18 protein-coding genes and 1 other RNA gene are annotated in these 20,730 nt (G+C 45.0%); 14 read left to right on the top strand and 5 right to left on the bottom strand.

The annotated features are described in order from the left end of the window. Positions 1-17: 17 nt before the first annotated feature. Genes MN199_RS08065 through MN199_RS08055 form a run of 3 tightly spaced genes read left to right on the top strand, consistent with a single transcriptional unit; the run spans position 18 to position 3,557 of the window. Positions 18-719 (top strand): YjbF family lipoprotein, encoded by a 702-nt coding sequence (locus MN199_RS08065; protein ID WP_335739027.1) that lies wholly within the window; start codon positions 18-20, stop codon positions 717-719. Further along, positions 712-1,455: a capsule biosynthesis GfcC family protein gene (locus MN199_RS08060; RefSeq protein ID WP_335739026.1), complete on the top strand. Its 744-nt coding sequence runs from the start codon at positions 712-714 to the stop codon at positions 1,453-1,455. Before MN199_RS08065 ends, MN199_RS08060 begins: the two co-directional genes overlap by 8 nt. Continuing rightward, entirely contained in the window at positions 1,452-3,557 is a 2,106-nt protein-coding gene (locus MN199_RS08055) for a YjbH domain-containing protein (RefSeq protein WP_335739025.1), read from the top strand. Before MN199_RS08060 ends, MN199_RS08055 begins: the two co-directional genes overlap by 4 nt. 5 nt (positions 3,558-3,562) lie before the next feature. Here MN199_RS08055 and MN199_RS08050 read toward each other — a convergent pair whose 3' ends face one another. Continuing rightward, positions 3,563-4,147, bottom strand: a complete 585-nt coding sequence (locus MN199_RS08050; protein WP_335739024.1) for a thymidine kinase — start codon at positions 4,145-4,147, stop codon at positions 3,563-3,565. 137 nt (positions 4,148-4,284) lie between these two features. Between MN199_RS08050 and MN199_RS08045 the strand changes: the two genes are divergently transcribed. Both MN199_RS08045 and MN199_RS08040 read left to right on the top strand, forming a co-directional pair. After that, positions 4,285-4,704: an MAPEG family protein gene (locus tag MN199_RS08045; protein WP_335739023.1), complete on the top strand. Its 420-nt coding sequence runs from the start codon at positions 4,285-4,287 to the stop codon at positions 4,702-4,704. A gap of 89 nt (positions 4,705-4,793) precedes the next feature. Further along, on the top strand, positions 4,794-5,183 hold the full coding sequence (locus tag MN199_RS08040; protein ID WP_335739022.1) for a DUF2750 domain-containing protein: 390 nt from the start codon (positions 4,794-4,796) through the stop codon (positions 5,181-5,183). 196 nt (positions 5,184-5,379) lie between these two features. Here the strand turns inward: MN199_RS08040 and serA are convergent, their stop codons facing one another. The 4 genes from serA to ssrS all read right to left on the bottom strand — a co-directional run bounded on the left by serA (position 5,380) and on the right by ssrS (position 8,420). Continuing rightward, complete coding sequence (gene serA, locus MN199_RS08035; RefSeq protein WP_335739021.1) at positions 5,380-6,606, bottom strand: phosphoglycerate dehydrogenase; 1,227 nt, start codon at positions 6,604-6,606, stop codon at positions 5,380-5,382. A gap of 39 nt (positions 6,607-6,645) precedes the next feature. Continuing rightward, on the bottom strand, positions 6,646-7,302 hold the full coding sequence (gene rpiA / locus MN199_RS08030; protein WP_335739020.1) for a ribose-5-phosphate isomerase RpiA: 657 nt from the start codon (positions 7,300-7,302) through the stop codon (positions 6,646-6,648). Between the two features lie 277 nt (positions 7,303-7,579). Then, positions 7,580-8,173 carry a 5-formyltetrahydrofolate cyclo-ligase gene (locus MN199_RS08025; protein ID WP_335739019.1) on the bottom strand — a complete coding sequence of 198 codons (594 nt, stop codon included), beginning with the start codon at positions 8,171-8,173 and terminating at the stop codon, positions 7,580-7,582. 62 nt (positions 8,174-8,235) lie between these two features. Continuing rightward, positions 8,236-8,420, bottom strand: a non-coding RNA gene (gene ssrS, locus MN199_RS08020) — 6S RNA. Positions 8,421-8,604: 184 nt separating this feature from the next. Between ssrS and MN199_RS08015 the strand changes: the two genes are divergently transcribed. The 9 genes from MN199_RS08015 to MN199_RS07975 all read left to right on the top strand — a co-directional run bounded on the left by MN199_RS08015 (position 8,605) and on the right by MN199_RS07975 (position 20,701). Beyond that, entirely contained in the window at positions 8,605-9,198 is a 594-nt protein-coding gene (locus MN199_RS08015) for a UPF0149 family protein (protein WP_335739018.1), read from the top strand. Further along, on the top strand, positions 9,199-10,443 hold the full coding sequence (ubiH, locus tag MN199_RS08010) for a 2-octaprenyl-6-methoxyphenyl hydroxylase (RefSeq protein ID WP_335739017.1): 1,245 nt from the start codon (positions 9,199-9,201) through the stop codon (positions 10,441-10,443). Position 10,444: 1 nt separating this feature from the next. Beyond that, complete coding sequence (locus tag MN199_RS08005) at positions 10,445-11,668, top strand: FAD-dependent monooxygenase (RefSeq protein ID WP_335739016.1); 1,224 nt, start codon at positions 10,445-10,447, stop codon at positions 11,666-11,668. A gap of 189 nt (positions 11,669-11,857) precedes the next feature. Continuing rightward, positions 11,858-12,937 carry a glycine cleavage system aminomethyltransferase GcvT gene (gene gcvT, locus MN199_RS08000; protein ID WP_335739015.1) on the top strand — a complete coding sequence of 360 codons (1,080 nt, stop codon included), beginning with the start codon at positions 11,858-11,860 and terminating at the stop codon, positions 12,935-12,937. A 40-nt stretch (positions 12,938-12,977) separates the two neighbouring features. Next, on the top strand, positions 12,978-13,364 hold the full coding sequence (gene gcvH, locus MN199_RS07995) for a glycine cleavage system protein GcvH (protein ID WP_335739014.1): 387 nt from the start codon (positions 12,978-12,980) through the stop codon (positions 13,362-13,364). An 85-nt stretch (positions 13,365-13,449) separates the two neighbouring features. Then, a complete protein-coding gene (gene gcvP, locus MN199_RS07990) occupies positions 13,450-16,341 on the top strand; it encodes an aminomethyl-transferring glycine dehydrogenase (protein WP_132584147.1) in 2,892 nt (963 codons plus the stop codon). 173 nt (positions 16,342-16,514) lie between these two features. Further along, positions 16,515-17,066: a cytochrome b gene (locus tag MN199_RS07985; protein ID WP_132584145.1), complete on the top strand. Its 552-nt coding sequence runs from the start codon at positions 16,515-16,517 to the stop codon at positions 17,064-17,066. A 179-nt stretch (positions 17,067-17,245) separates the two neighbouring features. Continuing rightward, positions 17,246-19,648, top strand: a complete 2,403-nt coding sequence (locus MN199_RS07980; RefSeq protein WP_335739013.1) for a zinc-dependent metalloprotease — start codon at positions 17,246-17,248, stop codon at positions 19,646-19,648. 63 nt (positions 19,649-19,711) lie between these two features. Next, the gene (locus MN199_RS07975; protein WP_335739012.1) at positions 19,712-20,701 is read left to right on the top strand and encodes a GGDEF domain-containing protein; all 990 of its coding nucleotides are present in this window, start codon (positions 19,712-19,714) and stop codon (positions 20,699-20,701) included. Positions 20,702-20,730 lie beyond the last annotated feature (29 nt).

Genomic DNA, 20,730 nt, shown 5'->3' with positions numbered 1-20,730 from the left:
TTAACAGGCAAGCTTTCATGACCTTAATTCGACGTGTTGTAGTTGTTGTAGCAATATTTATGCTAAGTGCCTGCGCCGGCACTTATAACGCGTATATTGATACCTTAAAACTGGCGTTGGCAAAACCGAGTGACATTAGCTTAACGTTAGCGGACGTGCAGGCGGCGAAATCAGACTTACTGTACGTAAAACACGGTGAACGCAGCCAAGCGGCTATGGCATTGCTGCATGTTGAAGCAGGCCAACATAAATGGGTGTCGGGTGATAAGGCATTGTTAATAATAGAGCAGGGCCGTATTGTGCGAACTACCGGCTTTAGTGATAATTTACTTTACCTTAGTAATACTGGCGCAGATGCCATACGCAATGTTGCAGCTATTACACCTAACAGCAGTTGGCACCGCATTGCCGATTGGCAACATGGCGAATATGGCTATGCACTGCAGTCGACATTTGTGCGCCAAGAGCAGCACGCTTTGCCGTTTTTTCAACACAGTTTTGACACGATATTAGTGACCGAAGATGTATATTACGCTAGCGATGCTAATTTTTTGCGTACAGACCGCAACTGGAAAAATTACTTTTGGTTCGACACAGCCAGTGGCACGTTAATAAAAAGCATACAAACACTGGCCCCTTTTGCAGAGCCCATTGAAATGATTTATATCAGCCGTATTGCGCGTTTACTGCCAGCAGATAAGGCGATAACCCATGAGTAAAGTAAGCCTTTTATTATTAGCGTTAATATTTGTAATTAACGCCAATGCGGCCGTTACGGTAACCGTAAATACTGATACACGCCATTATGATACTAACCCGCGTATTAGTGAGGTGTTACAGCCTTATGCGTTGCAGCAACCTTGGTATTGGCCCGCAGCTACGCTGTATCGTACCGATAGCAACAAACCTGAACAGCTGCGCCAGCGAGTTTTGCAATTATTAAATACGCTTGGTCAGCAAACCTCTGATTTGGGTTTACGCGAAACCTATGCGAGTTTAGGTACTGAACTGTTAAGTTGGCAGCTAGCTGAGCGTGTTGTTTTAGCCATAGATTACGACGCTGCACGCGTAAAACCAGAGTTAAACCCGCGTTTAGATGATGGCGAGTATTTACTGCAGCTAAAATTACGACCTGAGCAGGTGTATTTAACGGGGGGTATTGCCCAGTTTGGCGCTGTGCCTCATAAAGCGGGTGCGCCAGTAAAAGAATACCTTGCCAGTGCTAAACTGCTTAACGGTGCAGATAGCAGCCAGCTAGCTGTGGTGCAAACCAACGGACAAGTGCAAATAGCCGGAGTAAGTTATTGGAACCTTGAACAAATAGAAGCCATGCCTGGCGCTCAGTTATTGGTGTTATTTGCGCCGCCATTGTTAGATAGGCTTACTGCTGATAGTAATATTACTCAGCTAAACACGTTGCTACAGCAACTTGCTGTGTATAGGATTTTGCCATGATGGTTGTTCGTACTTCTTTTACGTTATCTTTATTAACGCTAGCTTTGCTATCAGCCTCATTGCATGCTGCCAATGCAAGTAGTTGGCAGCAGCAAGACGCTGGCGTGTCGCAAATGGCGCATGGTGGTGTTGGCTTAATTCAAACACCCACTGCCCGTATGGCACCTGCGGGTGACTTATCTATTAACTATACCGATAACCAAGAATACAGATTATGGTCGGTAAGTATTCAGTTGTTTGACTGGATGGAGTCTACCGTACGCTACACCGATGTGCGTAACCAATTGTATAGTGATGATCCTGGCTTTAGTGGCACGCAAACCTATAAAGATAAAGGTATTGATGTAAAATTTCGCCTGTTACAAGAGGGCATGTATTTACCACAAGTGTCGGTGGGTGTTCGCGATTTTGGTGGCACCGGCTTATTTGAAAGCGAATTTATTAGTGTAAGTAAAAAGTGGCATAATTTTGATTTTCATTTGGGTATTGGCTGGGGTTATTTAGGCACCAGTGCAAATACCAGTAATCCGTTTTGCGAGCTAAAAGACAGCTTTTGTCAGCGGCCACAAGGCTATGGCGGTCGAGGCGGCAAAATAGATTATGACAAGTTTTTTAAAGGCCCAGCATCGCTGTTTGGTGGTATTGAATACCAAACACCTTGGCAACCGCTGCGCTTAAAACTAGAGTACGAAGGCAATAATTATCAGAACGATTTTGCTGGGGCTTTAGTACAAGATTCAAATTGGAATTTTGGTGCGGTATACCGCTGGGGAGATTTTAATTTTGACGTTAATTATCAACGCGGTAATACCTTTGGTTTTGGTGTCCACTATGCAATGAATTTGCATAACGCCACTCAGGTTAAAATAAAACCGGCGCCGCGCGTGATACCCCAAGTGCTAAACCGTACCGAGATCACCGATCGCAGTGCACTAGCTACGGCCTTGCTGTACGAAGCCGGTTTTGTATTGCAAGCCTCGTATATGAGTGATGATGAATTTGTTATTTACGGCGAACAAGTGTCATATCGCGATAACAAAGAAGCCATTGAGCGTATTGGCCGTATTATGGTTAACGAGGTGCCTGCACATATTAGCCGTTATCGCGTGGTTAATTATGCCGGTAATTTACCACTAGTAGAAACGGTAATTGACGCTAAAGATTTTACAGCGGCGGCACGTTATGATGTGTTGCAACCCGATATAACCTCAACTTATGTGCGCCAGCAAGTGCAGCCAGATACCGTAGCGCATATTAGTTACCCATCTAACTCAGGCTTTTTTACTGGGGTTGAAACCTTTTGGATCCAAACCTTTGGCAACCCAGAAGCGTTTTATATGTATCAAGGTGGTGTTTTTGCTAACGCCGGCTATAGGTTAAACCGTAGCCTGATGTTAAATGGTACGGCCAAAGTAACCTTGCTAGAAAACTTCGATAAGTTTAATTACAAGGTTGACGCAGAAACGGTTAGCTTGCCCCGCGTAAGAACTTACGTGCGGGAGTATGTAACTGGCAGTACCATCAGCATGGAAAACCTATACTTGCAATGGCAAGACAAAATAGCCCCGAACATTTATGCTCAAGCCTACGGCGGTTATTTAGAAACCATGTTTGGCGGTGTTGGCGGCGAGATGTTATACCGGCCGGTTGATTCACGTTTTGCTATTGGTTTTGACGTTAACTACGTACAGCAACGCTCGTACGAGAATAATTTTGATTTCTTTGATTACAAAACCTTTACGGGACATATTAATGTGTACTGGCAGCCAGAGTTTTTACCGGACACTCAGTTGACGTTTAACATCGGTCAGTTTTTAGCTAAAGATAAAGGCGTTAATATCGATTTTGCTAAGCGTTTTGATAGCGGTATTATTGTTGGCGCTTATGCTGCTATTACCGATGTGTCGTCTGAGCAATATGGTGAGGGCAGTTTTAGCAAAGGCTTTTATGTGTCAATACCCTTTGATTTATTCTCGCTACGCCCGTCTAAAGGCCGAGGTAAATTGCCGTGGATCCCAATTAGCCGTGACGGTGGTCAACCACTTAATCGACCGAATACGCTGATCAATGCTACCGAGCAAACGTCACCGTTTTATGATTAACTAAATTAGCAATCTTGCCACACTAAGGCTTTAAAGTGCTCGCGGCACATTGAAACATAGCTTTCGTTACCGCCAATTTGCACTTGCGAGCCTTGAGTGGCGGCGTTGCCGTGTTCATCTAACCGCACCACAAAGTTGGCTTTGCGGCCACAGTGACAAATGGTTTTAAGCTCAATAAGTTTGTCGGCCCACGCCAGTAACGCTGCACTACCGGCAAAGGTTTCGCCTAAAAAATCAGTACGTAAGCCAAAGGCTAATACGGGAATGTTTAACTTATCAACAACGGTAGTAAGTTGGCGCACCTGAGTTTTAGATAAGAACTGCGCTTCATCAAGTAGCACACAATCTAATGCACCTTGCGTTTTTAATTGCTGAATGTGGGCTACGAAATCAAAGTGTGGGTCAAATATGTAGGCGTCCATCGTTAGGCCAATACGCGAGCTTACTTTACCTAGGCCATAGCGGTTATCTAACGCCGCGGTATAAATAGCAACGGTCATGCCTTTTTCTTGATAGTTGTAGGCGCTTTGTAATAGTGAGGTAGATTTACCCGCATTCATCGCTGAATAATAAAAATATAATTGTGCCATAGCATCACCTAATAAAAGACGCCGCAGTATAGCAACATTGGCAATAAAAATATAAAAGTGCGGCGCAATTACTGAAACGCGCTAGCGTCTTTAGCAATACTACATTAAGCTCAGGCCAGCTTTTAGAGGAGTAAATAATGGAAAAACTAATATTGTTGCCGGTATTTGTGCAGGTACTGCTAACCAGCGTTGTAATGATACTGATGGGACGGCGCAGGATCCGCGCAGCAAAAAATAAAGAAATTAGCATAGCCGCATTTAAAACGATGAATTTAACCGGTGCAAACGAGCAAGTTATTGCGACTAGCCGTAATTTTGATAATCAGTTTCAAATGCCGATGCTGTATCTGTTTAGTGTATTGTTTACCTTGCAGCTGGGGCTGGCGGATACGGCTTATGTTGCATTAGGTGCTGCGTTTGTCTTTTTGCGGGTGCTACACACCTTTATCCATATAGGCACTAACAATGTGAGACTACGCTTTAATGTGTTTTTGCTTGGTTGTGCGGTGTTATGGGCAATATGGTTGCGAATTATGTGGCAAGTTTGTTTGGCCTAGTATGGTTTGGTTACGGAATAATTATTGGTAAAAACCGGTTAAATCCGTCATCATTAGCGCAATTATTGATTTAAACACAGGAACAATTTATGGAATACCAATTAACTACTGAAGAACTAAGCCGCATTACCGCATTAGATGCGGAGCAGCGTTATGCTTATTTTATTCAAGCAGTAGTCGATTTGCAGCAGATCTGGATTTTAACTGATGACGAAGGCTTTGTGTTAGTTAGTGCAGAAGACGAGCGTTGTGTACCGGTATGGCCGCATGCGGAGCTAGCTGAGCAGTGGATTGAAGGTGAATGGTCACATTGCACTGCGCAAGCAGTAGATGTTGAAACCTGGTTAGAAAAGTGGACCTCTGGTTTAAATGGTGATGAACTGGCGATTGCCGTGTTACCAGACACTGATGGCCCAGGTGTAGTGGTGTTACCAGAAGAGCTAGCCGACACGCTAATCAGTGAAATGCAGGAAGATTAATTTAATTTAAGTTAACTGAGTTGGTTGAACTGACATGCTCACGTTGACACGCCGTAAACCCATCCATGGGGGCTCGTTTCCGCCCGTCCAGGGCTTCAACGGTCGGCTTAGAACATATCAGTTCATTTACCATATCGCGTTAATTGTAAGATCAAAAAAACCTGCATAAAGCAGGTTTTTTATTTTAATGCGCTATTTAATGTAATACTCGGGCGCGTAGCGTGCCGGGTATGGCTTTTAATTCGTTAACTGCTTGCTCTACGTCGTCTGAATCAATATCTATTACTACATAGCCGATTTCTGCATTGGTTTGTAAATACTGGCCAGCAATATTGATATTGTGTTTGGCAAAGGCTTCGTTAATTTTAGTTAGCACGCCGGGCTGGTTAATATGAATATGCAGCAGGCGAGAGCGGCCTTTATGCTCAGGTAAAGATACTTCAGGAAAGTTAACCGCTGACAAGGTAGAACCGTTATCGCTGTACTTCACTAATTTACCGGCGACTTCAAAGCCAATGTTTTCTTGCGCTTCTTGGGTAGAGCCACCAATGTGCGGGGTTAGGATAACGTTATCAAACTCACGCAGTGGCGAGATAAATTCATCATCGTTACCCTTAGGCTCTATTGGAAATACGTCAATTGCTGCACCGGCTAGCTTAGCCTTACGCAGGGCATCGGTTAGTGCGTTAATATCCACAACAGTGCCACGTGAGGCGTTAATGAGTACGCAGCCGGCTTTCATCAGTTCTAGCTCAGCCTCGCCAATCATATTTTTGGTTTGAGCCGTTTCTGGCACATGCAGGCTAATGACATCAGAGGTTTTAAGTAGGGTGCCAAAATCAACTTGGGTAGCATTACCTAAAACTAACTTGTCTTCAATATCGTAAAACTGCACCCGCATGCCGATATTTTCCGCCATGATACTGAGCTGCGTACCAATGTGGCCATAACCAATAATACCCAAGGTTTTACCGCGAGCTTCAAACGAGTTGGTGGCTGTTTTCTGCCATTGGCCGCGATGCGCAGCAGCATTACGCTGCGGAATGCCGCGCAGTAACATAATAATTTGGCCAAGCACAAGCTCGGCGACCGAGCGTGTATTTGAAAACGGGGCATTAAATACCGGAATAGCGCGCTTTAATGCGGCGGTTAGATCAACCTGATTAGTGCCTATGCAAAAACAACCAATGGCAACGAGTTTTTGGGCTGCATCAAGTACGCGCTCATTTAATTGGGTGCCAGAGCGAATACCAATAAAATGTGCATCTTTAATTCGCTCTATTAATTCAGCTTCTGGTAACGAGGTTTTCAAATACTCAATATTGCTATAGCCTTGGCTTTTAAAGCTTTGCACCGCGCTTTGGTGTAAACCTTCCAACAACAGTATTTTAATTTTATCTTTGGTTAGCGAAAACTTGCTCATGTTAGGTCTCTTTAATACGTTAAAATTAAATACGTAACGCTACCGTATAACTTGTGTGCCGTTAGCACTGCCAACTAACACGATATCTGCGGCGCGCTGGGCAAAGATGCCATTGGTTACGACGCCAACAATACTATTAATGTGCTGTTCAAGTTGTAGTGGTTGGCTAATTGTTAAATCGTGTACATCAAGAATAACGTTACCGTTATCGGTAGTGACACCCGCGCGCAGCACTGGACGGCCGCCGAGCTTTATTAGCTCACGACTAACATAGGCGCTAGCCATAGGAATAACTTCTACCGGTAGCGGGAATTTACCGAGTACCTCAACTTGCTTGCTTGAATCGACAATACATATAAAGCTATCAGCAACGGCGGCGACAATTTTCTCTCGGGTAAGGGCGGCACCACCACCTTTGATCATCTGTTTTTGCCGGTTAATTTCATCGGCACCATCAACGTATACGCTAAAGCTGGCAATATCGTTTAAATCAAGTACTTCAATGCCTAGCGCGATAAGTTTTTCGGTAGACTGCACTGAGCTTGATACCGCACCTTTAATATCCTGTTTAATACTGGCTAAGGCATCAATAAAGTGATTAACCGTAGAGCCGGTGCCAACACCAACGATAGTGTTGCGCGGAATAAACTCTAATGCGGCCCAAGCGGCGTTTTTTTTCATCTCATCTTGTGTCATTGCAGTCTCTTTAAAGTGTGCGGGTAGTGCTTAGTATTTAGCCATACAGATGGATATTATATCGAAAGGGCTTGCCGACAAAAGGGTAAAAGTAGAATAAACATGAAAACAATTTTCTGCGGTTTTAATTCAATGGATATCGCAGGCATTTAATGAAGGCCAGAAACACGATCTGGGCGTCACAGAGTGTCTGAGCCCTGCCAACGGCAGAAGGGCGAGTTGCTGTGACGAGCCAGAGCGGGTGTTGTGGCCGAAATGATACACAAGACAATAGTGGTTAGCTAAATTTCCAATGTTTGGACGGCGTTATAATTTGCGTTAACGGAATATCCCAGGCTTCGGTAGGCACGCTATCTACTTGCTGACAGTTATGCGCTAAACCTATTACTTTACACTGCGTGTTAGCCGGCAGTTGCGAAAGTGTACGGTCATAAAACCCACCACCCATACCTAATCGATTACCGGCCGCGTCAAACGCCACCAACGGCGTAAATATAATATCGAGCAGTTGTACCGGCATAATGTGATGGCACTGTACTAGCGGCTCTGGAATGCCAAAACGGTTAGGATAAAGCAGTGTGTCGCGGTCGTATTTTACAAATAACAAGTAGCCAGCAACAACGGGGTGCAACACCGGTAAGTAAACCTGCTTATTAAGCTGCCATAAGGCTTGAATTAACACAAAGGGGTCTAGTTCGCCATCATTAGCTAAATACAGCGCAATATGCTGACTTTGCTGAATAAGTGTACTCTGTGTAAGTTGTGCTGCTAAATCTGCGGCGGCGCTTGCTTGCTCTAACACTGAAAGTTGCTTTCGTCGTTGACGGATCAGTTGTCTAAGCTGTTGGCGTAAGGTTATGCGAGTAGACACGATAGTAATAAGGGCTTAATAACGAATACTATCGAGTATGCCTGAATGGGCAAAAAATAAAAGGGTTCTCCAAATTGCCGTGTCTGATGTCAGCCCTTGAACCCTAGGTTCAAGGCGGGAGTCAGATGGCTACCTCAGGCTTCCCAGTACTAGCTGGGCTTGCACACTGGTAACACAAAAAAATCCCTGGGTGAAAAAAATTATCGGCTCAGGGACATTCACCTGATCACTAACAATTCAGAGAACTGGCTTGAGTATAACACTGCATTTCTAGCTGTATAAGGCCATTCATCGCAGTTTTGCTATTATTATTGCTAGTTGCATGGTTTTACAGCAACTTTTGTTTAGGTTTTATGCTGGTAATGAAAACTCTAGCGTGAAGGTTGGCGCTTTTTCTCTGTGGTGGTAGCATAACAGCAGTTAATACAAGCATGAATACTGATATGAATAGCCCATTTTTACTGACATACGATGAGTGGATGTACAAGCTAGATCAATCTTATGTGATGGCGTCGGCCGCTGAAGTACACGGTATTATTGCCGGCTTACTTAGCGCTGGCGTTGAGGCTAGCCCACAGCAAATACTGCCAGTGTTAAGCGACTTTTTGCATGACGGCCAAGCGCTAAGCCAAGATATAAAACAGCATGTGATTAGCTTAATTGAAAGTACCGCCAAAGAATTAGCACAAAATGACTTTAGCTTCAGCCTGTTATTACCCAGTGATGACGATAGCTTGCCTGAGCGCTTAGACGCCATGGTTGAATGGACGCAGGCATTTCTGGTTGGTTTTGCCGTACAGCAAACGGACTTGTCACTGGTGTCTGACGATGTTCGCGAAGCGCTTGATCAGTTAAGCGAAGTAACCCGTATTGATATTCATACTACCGATGATGGTAGCGTTGAAGAAAATGATGAGGCCTATTTTCTGGTGTTAGAGCATATTCGGATTATGGTTTTGGCCTGTTATACCGAGGTTGGGCAAAAGTTTGGCCACCAAACCGCTAGCAATAAGACACTGCATTAAATGAGTAAACCTAGCCCAGAACCCTTTGCTCATGAGCAGTTTGAACCCTCCGAATGGGGTGGTAAACAGTTTGAGTCTGAGCATTTTGATATTGTTATTAGCGGCGGTGGTATGGCCGGCAGTACCTTAGCTTGGGCGTTACTGCACGCGCAGCCGAGGTTAAAGCTGGCGATTATTGAGCAGCAAGCCGAGCACATAAGCCCTGCCAGTTTCGATAGCCGCAGTATTGCTCTTGCCGCAGGTAGTGTAAATATGTTGCAGCAGTGGGGGTTATGGCCTGAGCTGACTACTAATGCCTGTGCCATTAAACAGATTTACGTGTCTGATCGCGGCCATTTTGGCAAAACCCAGCTAACCGCTGCCGAATATCAGCAGCATGCATTAGGTTATGTGCTTGAAGTAGACTATTTAGGTGCGTTACTCAGCCAAAAACTGGCGAACTGTAAGCAACTTAAACGCTTTGCGCCCAATACCATAAGCCAGATAACGCCTACTGAGCAACATCAACAGTTAACCTTAAATAGTGGCGTGATCTTACAGACTAGCTTATTGCTTATTGCTGAAGGTGGGGCATCACCAAGCCGAACATTGGCCGGCTTTAGTGTAACTGAACGCCACTATCAGCAACATGCGGTTATTACTAACTTAGCACTTAATCAGAGTCATCAACATAGTGCGTTTGAACGTTTTACCGAGCACGGCCCCATTGCCTTGTTACCCTTGTCTAAACAACGATTTTCATTGGTGTTTACCACTACTGCCGAAATGGCCAGCAGCTTAATGCAACTTGACGATGACGCTTTTTTACACAGCGTGCAGCAAGCCTTTGGTTATCGTGCCGGTATTTTTAAAGCGAGTGGCGCGCGCGCTAGTTACCCGCTTAGCTTGCGCGTAAGTGGCGATATAGTGCGTCATCGCGTTGCGTTGTTAGGTAACAGTTTGCACAATTTACACCCCATTGCCGGACAAGGCTTTAATCTTGCACTTAGAGACATCGCCGAGTTAGTTCAGCAAGTTACCGCTAAACCAGATGATATTGGTGGTTACACCATGTTGCGGGCTTATCAGCAAGCGCGTCAGCACGATATTGAACGGGTAACTACCGCCACTGATGCCTTAGTGCGGCTGTTTTCAAATCGTTCGCGCACCGTGGCGCTCGCCAGAAATGCAGGTCTACTTGCCATGACCTTATGCGATGAATTAAAACGCCCATTAGCTGAACAAGCTATGGGGCTGCGGAGCTAAAATGCAAAACGTCGATATTACTATTGTTGGTGCTGGTAGTGCGGGTTTAACGCTAGCGCTGCTATTAGCGCCGTTAGGTTTATCACTAGCAGTGTTAGAGCAGGGCAGCGAACCAGCAGGGCGCAAAGGTGAGCAACATCGCGTTAGTGCGCTTAATTTGGCCTCGCAGCGAGTGCTTGCCCATGTTGGCGCTTGGCCAGCTATTGCCGCAACAGCACAGGCCTACGACAAAATGCAGGTGTGGGATGCCGACAGCTTCGCCCGCATTGAATTTGATGCGCTAACCGAGCGCGTCGAAAGTTTAGGCTGGATTTGCGATAACGAAAATATTCGCTTAGCGTTATATCAGCAGCTTAAACAATTTACTAATGTGCGCTGCGAATTTAACTGCACTATTAATAGTGTGGTGCAAAGCGAGCGCGATGTATTAGTAAATATTAATCAGCAGCAGTTATTACTTAGCCGTTTATTAGTCGGTGCTGATGGTGTTAACTCTATGGTGCGTAAAGCTATGCAACTGCCCGTTACGCACTGGGATTATGATCAGCAAGCCATAGTTGCCACTATTAATACCGAGCTGCCACATCAGGCCATTGCTCGGCAGGTATTTTTACCTACTGGCCCGCTGGCGCTATTACCTCTGCCTAATACTAAGCAGTGCTCTATTGTTTGGAGCTGTAATCCACAACGCGCGGCAGAGCTATTAGCGCTGGACGCACAGGGCTTTAATCAAGCACTCACGGCGGCAAGTAATGCAGTACTGGGCGTGCTAAGTTTAGAAAACCAACCAACGGCATTTGACTTGAAAATGCGCTACGCCAGCACCTGGTTGCGTGGTCGAGTAGTATTGGTAGCCGATGCGGCACACAGCGTACATCCGCTTGCTGGTCAGGGTATGAACCTGGGTTTAATGGATGTAACTGCATTAGCAGAACTAATAAATGAGGCTGTTGAACAAAACAAAGACTTTACCGACAACCGGTTATTACGGCGCTATGAGCGTTGGCGTAAAGCGGAAGCCCAAACTTTAATTGCTAGTATGGAAGTTTTCAAACGCGGTTTCAGCAATTCACAGCCGTTACTTAAGCTGGTTCGAGCTGTTGGTATGAGTGGCGTAAATCAATGGCCGTGGCTTAAAGCTAAGATCATTGCTGCAGCCCTTGGTAATAGTGGCGACTTACCTAAATTGGCCTGCGAGCAAAGCAAAACCAGCCACCATGCCTGAGTTAGTTTTTTTTGTAATAGTAGTTGTCGCATTACAAAAACTAATTAATTAGGGGCTGTTGACCGGCGCAACCTTGCGCTATAATCCAGACGCCTTTTTATCCGCCAGGGCAGCATAACATAAAGTTAGACTGTGCTGCGGCGCTACGTTTTGGCGCCGTACCGGCCTTACAATAAGCAGGAAATAACAATGGCTAAGCAAACTGCGTTACATGGCAAACACCTAGAAGCCGGTGCCAAAATGGTCGACTTCTTTGGTTGGGACATGCCAATCAATTACGGTTCACAAATCGAAGAACACCACGCGGTACGCCGTGACGCGGGTATGTTTGACGTCTCTCACATGAATATCATTGATTTACACGGTGCTAGAACGCGCGAGTTCTTGCGTTATTTATTAGCCAACGATGTGGCTAAATTAACTGTGCCAGGTAAAGCGCTTTATAGCCCTATGCTAAACGAAACTGGCGGCATCATTGATGACTTAATCGTGTATTTTCTGCAAGAAGACTTCTTCCGTGTAGTGGCAAACTCAGCTACCCGTGATAAAGACTTAGCGCATATCAATGCCCATGCTAAAGCCTTTGATGTTAAGGTAACTGAGCGTACCGAGTTTGCTAACATTGCAGTACAAGGCCCTAATGCTAAAGCGAAAGTTGCAACCTTACTAACGGCAGAGCAGCGCAAGGCCATCGATGGTATGAAGCCGTTTTTTGGCCAGCAAGCAGGTGATTTATTTATTGCTACTACCGGTTACACTGGTGAAGATGGCTATGAAATCGTATTACCAAATGAGCAAGCCGCAGATTTTTGGCAAAAATTAATTGACGCAGGTGTTGCACCTGCAGGTTTAGGTGCGCGTGATACGCTGCGCTTAGAAGCCGGTATGAATTTATACGGCCAAGATATGGATGAAACGGTATCGCCACTGGCAGCCAATATGGGCTGGACTATTGCTTGGGCACCGGAAGATCGTGATTTTATTGGCCGTAAAGCCATTGAACAACACAAAGCCGATGGCACCTTTAAGCTAGTTGGCTTAGTAATGGAACAAAAAGGCGTATTGCGCCACGGCCAACGCGTTGTGGTTGCAGGCGGCGAAGGCGAAATTACCTCAGGTACTTTCTCGCCAACGCTAGGCTTTAGCATTGCCATTGCCCGTGTTCCAGCTAATACGGCTGATGTGGCAGAAGTTGATATTCGCGGTAAAATGATCCCAGTTAAGGTCATTAAGCCAGCTTTTGTCCGTATGGGCAAAAGCGTAATCTAAACGAACTATATTAAATAAATGACTATCTGAGGGTTAAATAATGAGCTCAATTCCTAATAATTTAAAGTATGCCAGCAGCCACGAGTGGGTGCGCGACGAAGGTAACGGCGTTTATGCTGTTGGTATCAGTGAACATGCGCAAGGTTTGTTAGGCGACATGGTATTTGTTGAATTACCAAGCGTAGGCGATAGCGTAACTCAAGGTAACGATTGTGCCGTTGCTGAGTCAGTAAAAGCGGCATCAGACATTTATGCTCCTTTATCGGGTGAAATTGTTGAAATTAACGAAGCTTTAGCTGATGCACCAGAATTAGTAAACAGCAGCCCATACGAAGATGGCTGGTTCTTTAAAATTAAAGCATCAGATAGTGCTGAGCTTGCTGCGTTGTTAGATGCAGACGGCTATAAAAACTCTATTGACGAGTAAGCCAATAAATACACCTCGTTTAAACCCCGTATTGCACGGGGTTTAATTTTAGTCGTTCTAGAACCATTATCAGGACATTCAAGGCATGACCAACTCCGCTGTGAAAACCCTGTCGCAACTTGCGAATCACGAAGAATTTATTCAGCGCCATATTGGCCCAGATGCTGCCGAAACGGCCGCAATGTTAAGTGAGCTAGGCGTTGATAGTCTAGAGGCACTGATTGCGCAAACCTTACCAGCTGACATTCGCTTGAAAACGCCGCTGGCCACTGGCCCAGCAACGACAGAAGCTAACGCGCTGGCCCATATTAAAAAAGCTGCTAGCAAGAATAAAATGTTCAAATCGTACATTGGCATGGGTTATCACCCGACGTTAACGCCTAATGTTATTCTGCGTAATGTGTTAGAAAACCCGGGTTGGTATACTGCGTATACGCCATATCAACCAGAAATTGCGCAAGGCCGGTTAGAGTCGTTGTTGAATTTCCAGCAAATAACACTGGATTTAACCGCGATGGAATTAGCCAGTGCGTCACTGTTAGACGAAGCAACGGCTGCGGCAGAAGCGATGGCGTTGGCTAAACGTGTAACTAAGAGCAAATCTAATCAGTACTTTATTGCCGATGATGTACACCCGCAAACTATCGACGTAGTGAAAACGCGTGCCGAAATGTTTGGCTTTGACATCATCGTAGGTAAAGCCGCAGATGCGGCAGCGCATGACGTGTTTGGTGCATTAATTCAGTACCCAACGACTAATGGCGATATTCGTAACGACAGCGCATTAATTGCCCAGTTACAGGCAAATAAAGCCATTGTTGCGGTAGCCACAGATCCTATGGCATTAATGCTATTAAAAGCGCCTGGTCAATTAGGTGCCGACGTAGTATTAGGTTCTGCCCAGCGTTTTGGCGTACCTATGGCTTACGGCGGCCCACACGCGGCATTTTTTGCTACCCGTGATGCGTATAAGCGCTCTATGCCAGGCCGTATTATTGGTGTGTCGAAAGACCGTCGCGGCAATCAGGCCCTGCGTATGGCAATGCAAACCCGTGAGCAACATATTCGTCGCGAGAAAGCCAACTCGAATATCTGTACGGCACAAGTATTGTTAGCCAATATGGCGTCGTTTTATGCGGTGTATCATGGCCCAGTAGGCCTGAAGAATATTGCTGAGCGTATTCACCGTAGCACCGATATTTTTGCTGCTGGCTTAAAAGCTAAAGCAATAGAAATTGTTAACGCGCATTGGTTTGATACTATTACCTTTAAGGTTACCGACCGCGCTGGTGTTATTAAGCGTGCTTTAGCTGCTGGTGTTAACTTGCGTACCGATGTTGCCGATACTTTAGCGGTAAGCTTTAACGAAACCACTAACAGCAATGATATTGCTGAGTTGTTTGATATTGTATTAGGCACAGGTCACGGTTTAAACGTAGACGCGTTAGATGCGGCTATTGTTAAAGATGGCAGCAAGTCTATTCCAGCCGATTTGGTGCGTAACAGCAGTGTATTGGGCCACCCAGTATTTAACCAGTATCACAGTGAAACTGAAATGCTGCGTTATATCAAAAAGCTGGAAAACAAAGACTTATCATTAAACCATTCAATGATATCTTTGGGTTCGTGCACTATGAAGCTAAACGCAACCGCTGAGATGATCCCAATCACTTGGCCTGAATTTGGCTCGTTGCACCCATTTGTACCGCGCGACCAAGCCCAAGGTTATGACGAAATGATCAGCCAACTGGGCGATTGGTTAGTTAATATTACCGGTTATGACAATATCTCTATGCAGCCAAACTCGGGCGCACAGGGTGAATACGCTGGTATGGTAGCTATTCGTAAATACCATGAAAGCCGTGGCGAAGGTCATCGTAATATCTGTTTAATTCCGGTGTCTGCACACGGTACTAACCCAGCTACAGCGTCTATGACTAGCTACGAAGTGGTATTGGTTGACTGCGATAAACGCGGCAATATTGATATGGCTGACTTAAAAGCCAAAGCCGCAGAAGTTGGCGATCGCTTAGCAGCAATTATGGTTACCTATCCATCAACGCACGGTGTGTTTGAACAAAACATTCGCGAGCTGTGTGACATAGTGCACAGTTACGGCGGCCAAGTGTATATGGACGGTGCTAACATGAACGCGCAGGTTGGCTTAACTTCACCTGGCTTCATCGGCTCAGACGTATCGCACTTAAACCTGCATAAAACGTTTTGTATTCCACACGGCGGTGGCGGCCCAGGTATGGGACCAATCGGTGTGAAAAGCCATTTAGCGCCATTTTTACCTAACCACACAGTAGTGAATATTGCCGGTACCGGCGCTAGTAATGGTGCTGTTTCAGCTGCACCTTATGGTAGTGCCGGTATTTTACCTATCAGCTGGATGTATATTGCCATGATGGGCGGCGAGGGTTTAAAACAGGCGACTGAATACGCTATTTTAAACGCTAACTATATGGCGAATAAGCTTGATCCGTTATTCCCGGTATTATACCGCGGCGCAAACGATCGCGTGGCGCACGAGTGTATTATCGACATTCGTCCATTAAAAGAAGCCAGCGGCATTACCGAAATGGACATTGCTAAACGCTTAATGGACTTTGGTTATCACTCGCCGACCATGAGCTTCCCCGTTGCCGGTACGCTGATGATTGAGCCTACTGAATCTGAAAGCAAAGCGGAAATGGATAAGTTTATTGAAGCCATGAGCACCATTCGTGCCGAAATTGACAAAGTAGTAGCCGGTGAATGGACAGTGGATAACAACCCATTGGCGTTTGCACCGCACTCTATGCAAGACATTTTCGACCCAGAGTGGGACCGTGCTTACGAGCGTCAATATGCGGCGTTTCCAGCTAGCTATGTTAGTGAAAACAAGTTTTGGCCAGCAGTATCACGTATCGATGATGTTTACGGCGACCGTAACCTAATTTGCTCTTGCCCAAGCCCAGAGGCGTATCGGTAAGGTTTAAATAATAGGTTAAAACAACAAAACCCAGCTGCAAGGCTGGGTTTTTTTATATCTTTATTAAATAAGATTAATGTTTGATGTAAATCATAAAAAATACAGCTAGGTTCGCTTTTTGTCTTTTTGTTCACTAAATTTATATCTTAATTATTGAGCATGTTGGGCAAACTATGATCTGGAAAAATACCTCTGAACGTTATAGTTCGGTATCAATTGGCTTACATTGGTTAATGTTTATTTTAATAGCGGCGGTTTATGCTTGTATCGAATTACGTGAACTTTATCCTAAAGGCAGTGAATTACGTGAACTGCTAAAAACTTGGCATTTTATGCTGGGCTTGTCGGTATTGTTATTAGTGTTATTACGCGTAGTTGCTCGGTTTATTGGGGGCATTAAACCTACCATCACACCACCCATAGAGCGCTGGCAGACACTAGTGGCTGCGTTAATGCATTATGCGTTGTACGGCTTAATGTTGGGTATGCCAATAGCCGGTTGGTTAATACTCAGTTTTGCCGGTAAACCTATTCCATTTTTTGGCCTTGAGCTACCGGCATTGGTAGCAGAAAATAAAGACTTATCTAAACAGATAAAAGAGATCCACGAAACGATTGGTACTCTTGGTTATTATTTAATTGGCTTGCACGCTTTTGCGGCGTTAGTTCACCATTATGGCTTTAAAGATAATACGCTGCGTCGAATGTTAGCGAATAAAAAATAAGCTGATTAAGCTTAATCTTACTTACCGTAATAAATTTTACTGCCATTGGCCAGCTGCGGTTTTGTGTCTGTTAACCTAGCGCCAGTCGTTATATAGTAGTTCGCTAATGCGCGAGCTACTGTCTGCGTGATATAGATAACTAATTATAACGACTAACTAGAAAAATAAAGGGAATAGGCATGAAGATTGTCAGTCTGCTAAGTCTGTTATTGCTAGCATCAGGAATGTTACCTGTTACTGCTGTACATGCGGCAAACGCTAATAATAGTGATAAAACCAGTGTAAATAACCTTACCTCTATTGCTAGCTTTACCCGTGGCATGACACACCAAAGCGGCTATTTTGATTTTTATCACGATAACACTAACGATAAGCTGTATTTAAAAGTAGATAAATTAGCCCAACCGTTTATTTTTCAAAGTTCATTACCGCGCGGCATTGGTTCAAACGATATTGGTTTAGACCGTGGCCAGCTAGGCGATACGCGGTTAGTGCAGTTTGAACGCTTTGGCAATAAAGTGATGCTAAAGCAGTTGAACACCTATTATCGCGCCGAATCTAATAATAGTGCTGAGCGTTTAAGTATCGAAGAAGCCTTTGCTAGCTCGGTTATTGCGGGCTTATCGGTAGTCGCCTCTGATGGTAAAAGCGTATTAGTTGATTATACCGATTTCTTGCAAAGTGATATTCATCAAGTAAGTGCTAGCCTTGCTGCACAAAAACAGGGTAGCTATAGCGTTGATAGTAAACGTAGCGGTGTATATTTACCGCGTAGTAAAGCCTTTGAGCGAAACACTGAACTTGAAGCCTTGGTGACTTACAGCGGCACTAATGCAGGTGAGTACGTTAGGCAAGTAACACCGGCTTCGCACGCTATTAGCGTGCATTTACATCATTCGTTAATTGCTTTGCCTGAAGAAGGCTATCAAAGCCGTGAATTTCATCCTTACTCGGGTTATTGGCCGGTAGAATATATGGATTACGCCACTAGCTTTGATGCACCGATAGTGAAAAAGCTATTACCTCGCCACCGTTTAGTAAAAAAAGACCCTAGTGCCGCGTTAAGTGAAGCGGTTGAGCCGATAGTGTATTACTTAGACCCAGGAGTGCCAGAGCCTGTGCGCACGGCACTAATTGAAGGTGCAACGTGGTGGAATAGCGCGTATGAAAAAATAGGCTATAAAAACGCGTTTCAAGTAAAAGATTTGCCGTCTGATGCCGACCCTATGGACGTGCGCTATAACGTGATTCAGTGGGTGCATCGTGCCACTCGCGGTTGGTCTTATGGTGCCAGTGTTACTGACCCTCGCACCGGTGAAATTATTAAAGGCCATGTTACTTTAGGCTCATTGCGGGTACGGCAAGATTTTTTAATTGCCACCGGCCTTACGGCACCTTTTACTGGCGATAATGTTGATCTAGAAAAGCAAAAAGCGATGGCATTGGCGCGAATTCGCCAGCTATCAGCGCACGAAGTAGGCCACACCCTTGGGCTTATTCATAACTTTGCCGGCAGTGCTAACGGCCAATCCACAGTAATGGATTACCCGCATCCGCAGGTAACACTAGCCGATGGCAAAATAAGCTTAGAAAACGCGTATCGCGAAGGTTTAGCCGAGTGGGACAACTATGCTATTGCCTATGGTTATGGTGACTATTCTACAACGCAGCTGCAGCAGCTTGTAACGCAGGTTAGAACTAAAGGGCTAGAGTTTATGGCCGACGAAGATGCACGACCAGAAGGCGGAGTGAGTGCTATTGGCCATTTATGGGATAGTGGCGCTGATGCGGTAGCTGAGCTAAACCGCTTAGCCGATGTGCGTAAAGTCGCGCTGGCTAACTTCGGTTTAAATAACCTTGCTAATGGGCAGGCGCTGTCGTCGCTACAAGAAGCGTTAGTGCCAGTTTATTTATTGCACCGGTACCAAGTAGAAGCAGTAAGTAAATTGCTTGGCGGCGCTTATTATGAGTACGAGCTAAAAGGTGATTATAAAACACCCAAGGGCTTTCGTTGGGTCGATAGTAACACTCAACAACAGGCACTGCAGGCGTTGCTTAATACCCTAAGTGCCGAGTATTTAGCGTTACCTAATAACTTATTAGCATTGATACCACCGAAAATATTTGGTGATGCTAATGGCCGCGAAAGTTTTAACGGCCGCTATGGTTTAGCTTTTGATCCACTGTCAGCAGCCGAGGCCTCGGCAAACCATACGCTAAAGCTAATATTGCATCCACAACGGTTAAACCGAATTAGCGGCCAGCAGCAATTAGGTAATGTGGTAGATGCCGTATTGACTGCAACTATTAAGCAAAAATTAACAGGGGCAGATTTACTAGTACAGCAGCGAGTGGCACATGTTGCTTTTTATCAGCTAATGCAAAGTCTTAATGCAAAAGAATTGGCGCCAGAAGCAAGGGCACTATTGCATAGTAAGCTGGTTGATACAGCAGTTTGGCTGGCTAAACAAAAAGATGCCGATCATCAAAAATTACTCAGTGATTGGCAAAGTTATGTAAATACAGGCGTTTGGCAAGCGAATTTTGTACCCAAAGCCTTACCGCCAGGCGCTCCAATTTAAGGAGCGCTGAGTACAAATACAAAGTATGCTACAGTTGTTAAATGTTATTTTTATTGAATTCACATGGATGGTTTTCAAAGCATGAACCCAGATACCAGTAACGTCGAGATTGACAGTACATTATTGCTGCCAGCTGAAGCGGCGCAAAGCTATAAAGCCGTAGATAGAGTGCTTAATAGTCTCGATGCACTGGTATATGTCGCAGATATGCAGACACATGAGTTAGTGTATTTAAATGACTATGGCGTATCTATTTGGGGGGCTATCGCAAGGCGCAAATGTTATCAAGTTTTTCAGCCTGGTCAGACTGGCCCTTGCGATTTTTGCACTAACAAGAAACTTGTCGATGAAAGCGGTGGCCTGCTTGGAGCGCATGTTTGGGAAATTCAAAACCCTAAAAATAATCGTTGGTATCAATGCCGAGATCAAGCCATTACTTGGATTGATGGCCGCACGGTGCGGCTAGAAATAGCCACTGATATTACCGAGCGTAAATTGATGGAGCAAGCATTATACGATGCAAAAGCTCTGGCCGAAAAGCTGGCTGATACTGACGAGTTAACCCAATTAAATAATCGACGTGCGTTTTTTAATCAAGGTAAGCGCGTAGTACAACAAACCCAACGTAGCAAAACTCACCTTTCGCTAATTATGTTTGACTTAGACAACTTCAAACAAATTAATGACCAATTTGGGCATGCCGCTGGCGATACTGTGTTGGTGAATATTGCCGCTTTGGCAACACAGCTGGTTAGAGCCGCAGATACGCTAGCAAGAATTGGTGGTGAGGAGTTTGCCATAATACTCCCCAATACTACGCTTAAGCAGGCTAAGCAATTGGCGCAGCGCATGCGGTTTGCTTTTGATGCACAAAGTATAAGTCTTAATGGCGCTACCATACATTGCACCGCAAGCTTTGGCATAGCTACGCTTGATTTAACCCAAGCGACAAGCGATGTATTACTACAAAATGCGTTTGATGAGCTGTTAAATAGTGCTGATCAAGCAATGATGCAGGCGAAACGTGAAGGCCGTAACCGTGTAGCATTTTAGCGGGTTATTTTTCGCTTCAAACCACACAT

The organism is Rheinheimera metallidurans (assembly GCF_036983985.1).
Lineage (GTDB): Bacteria > Pseudomonadota > Gammaproteobacteria > Enterobacterales > Alteromonadaceae > Alishewanella > Alishewanella metallidurans.
The sequence above is the reverse complement of the archived record's forward strand: the minus strand, read 5'-3'. Positions and strand labels throughout refer to the sequence as shown.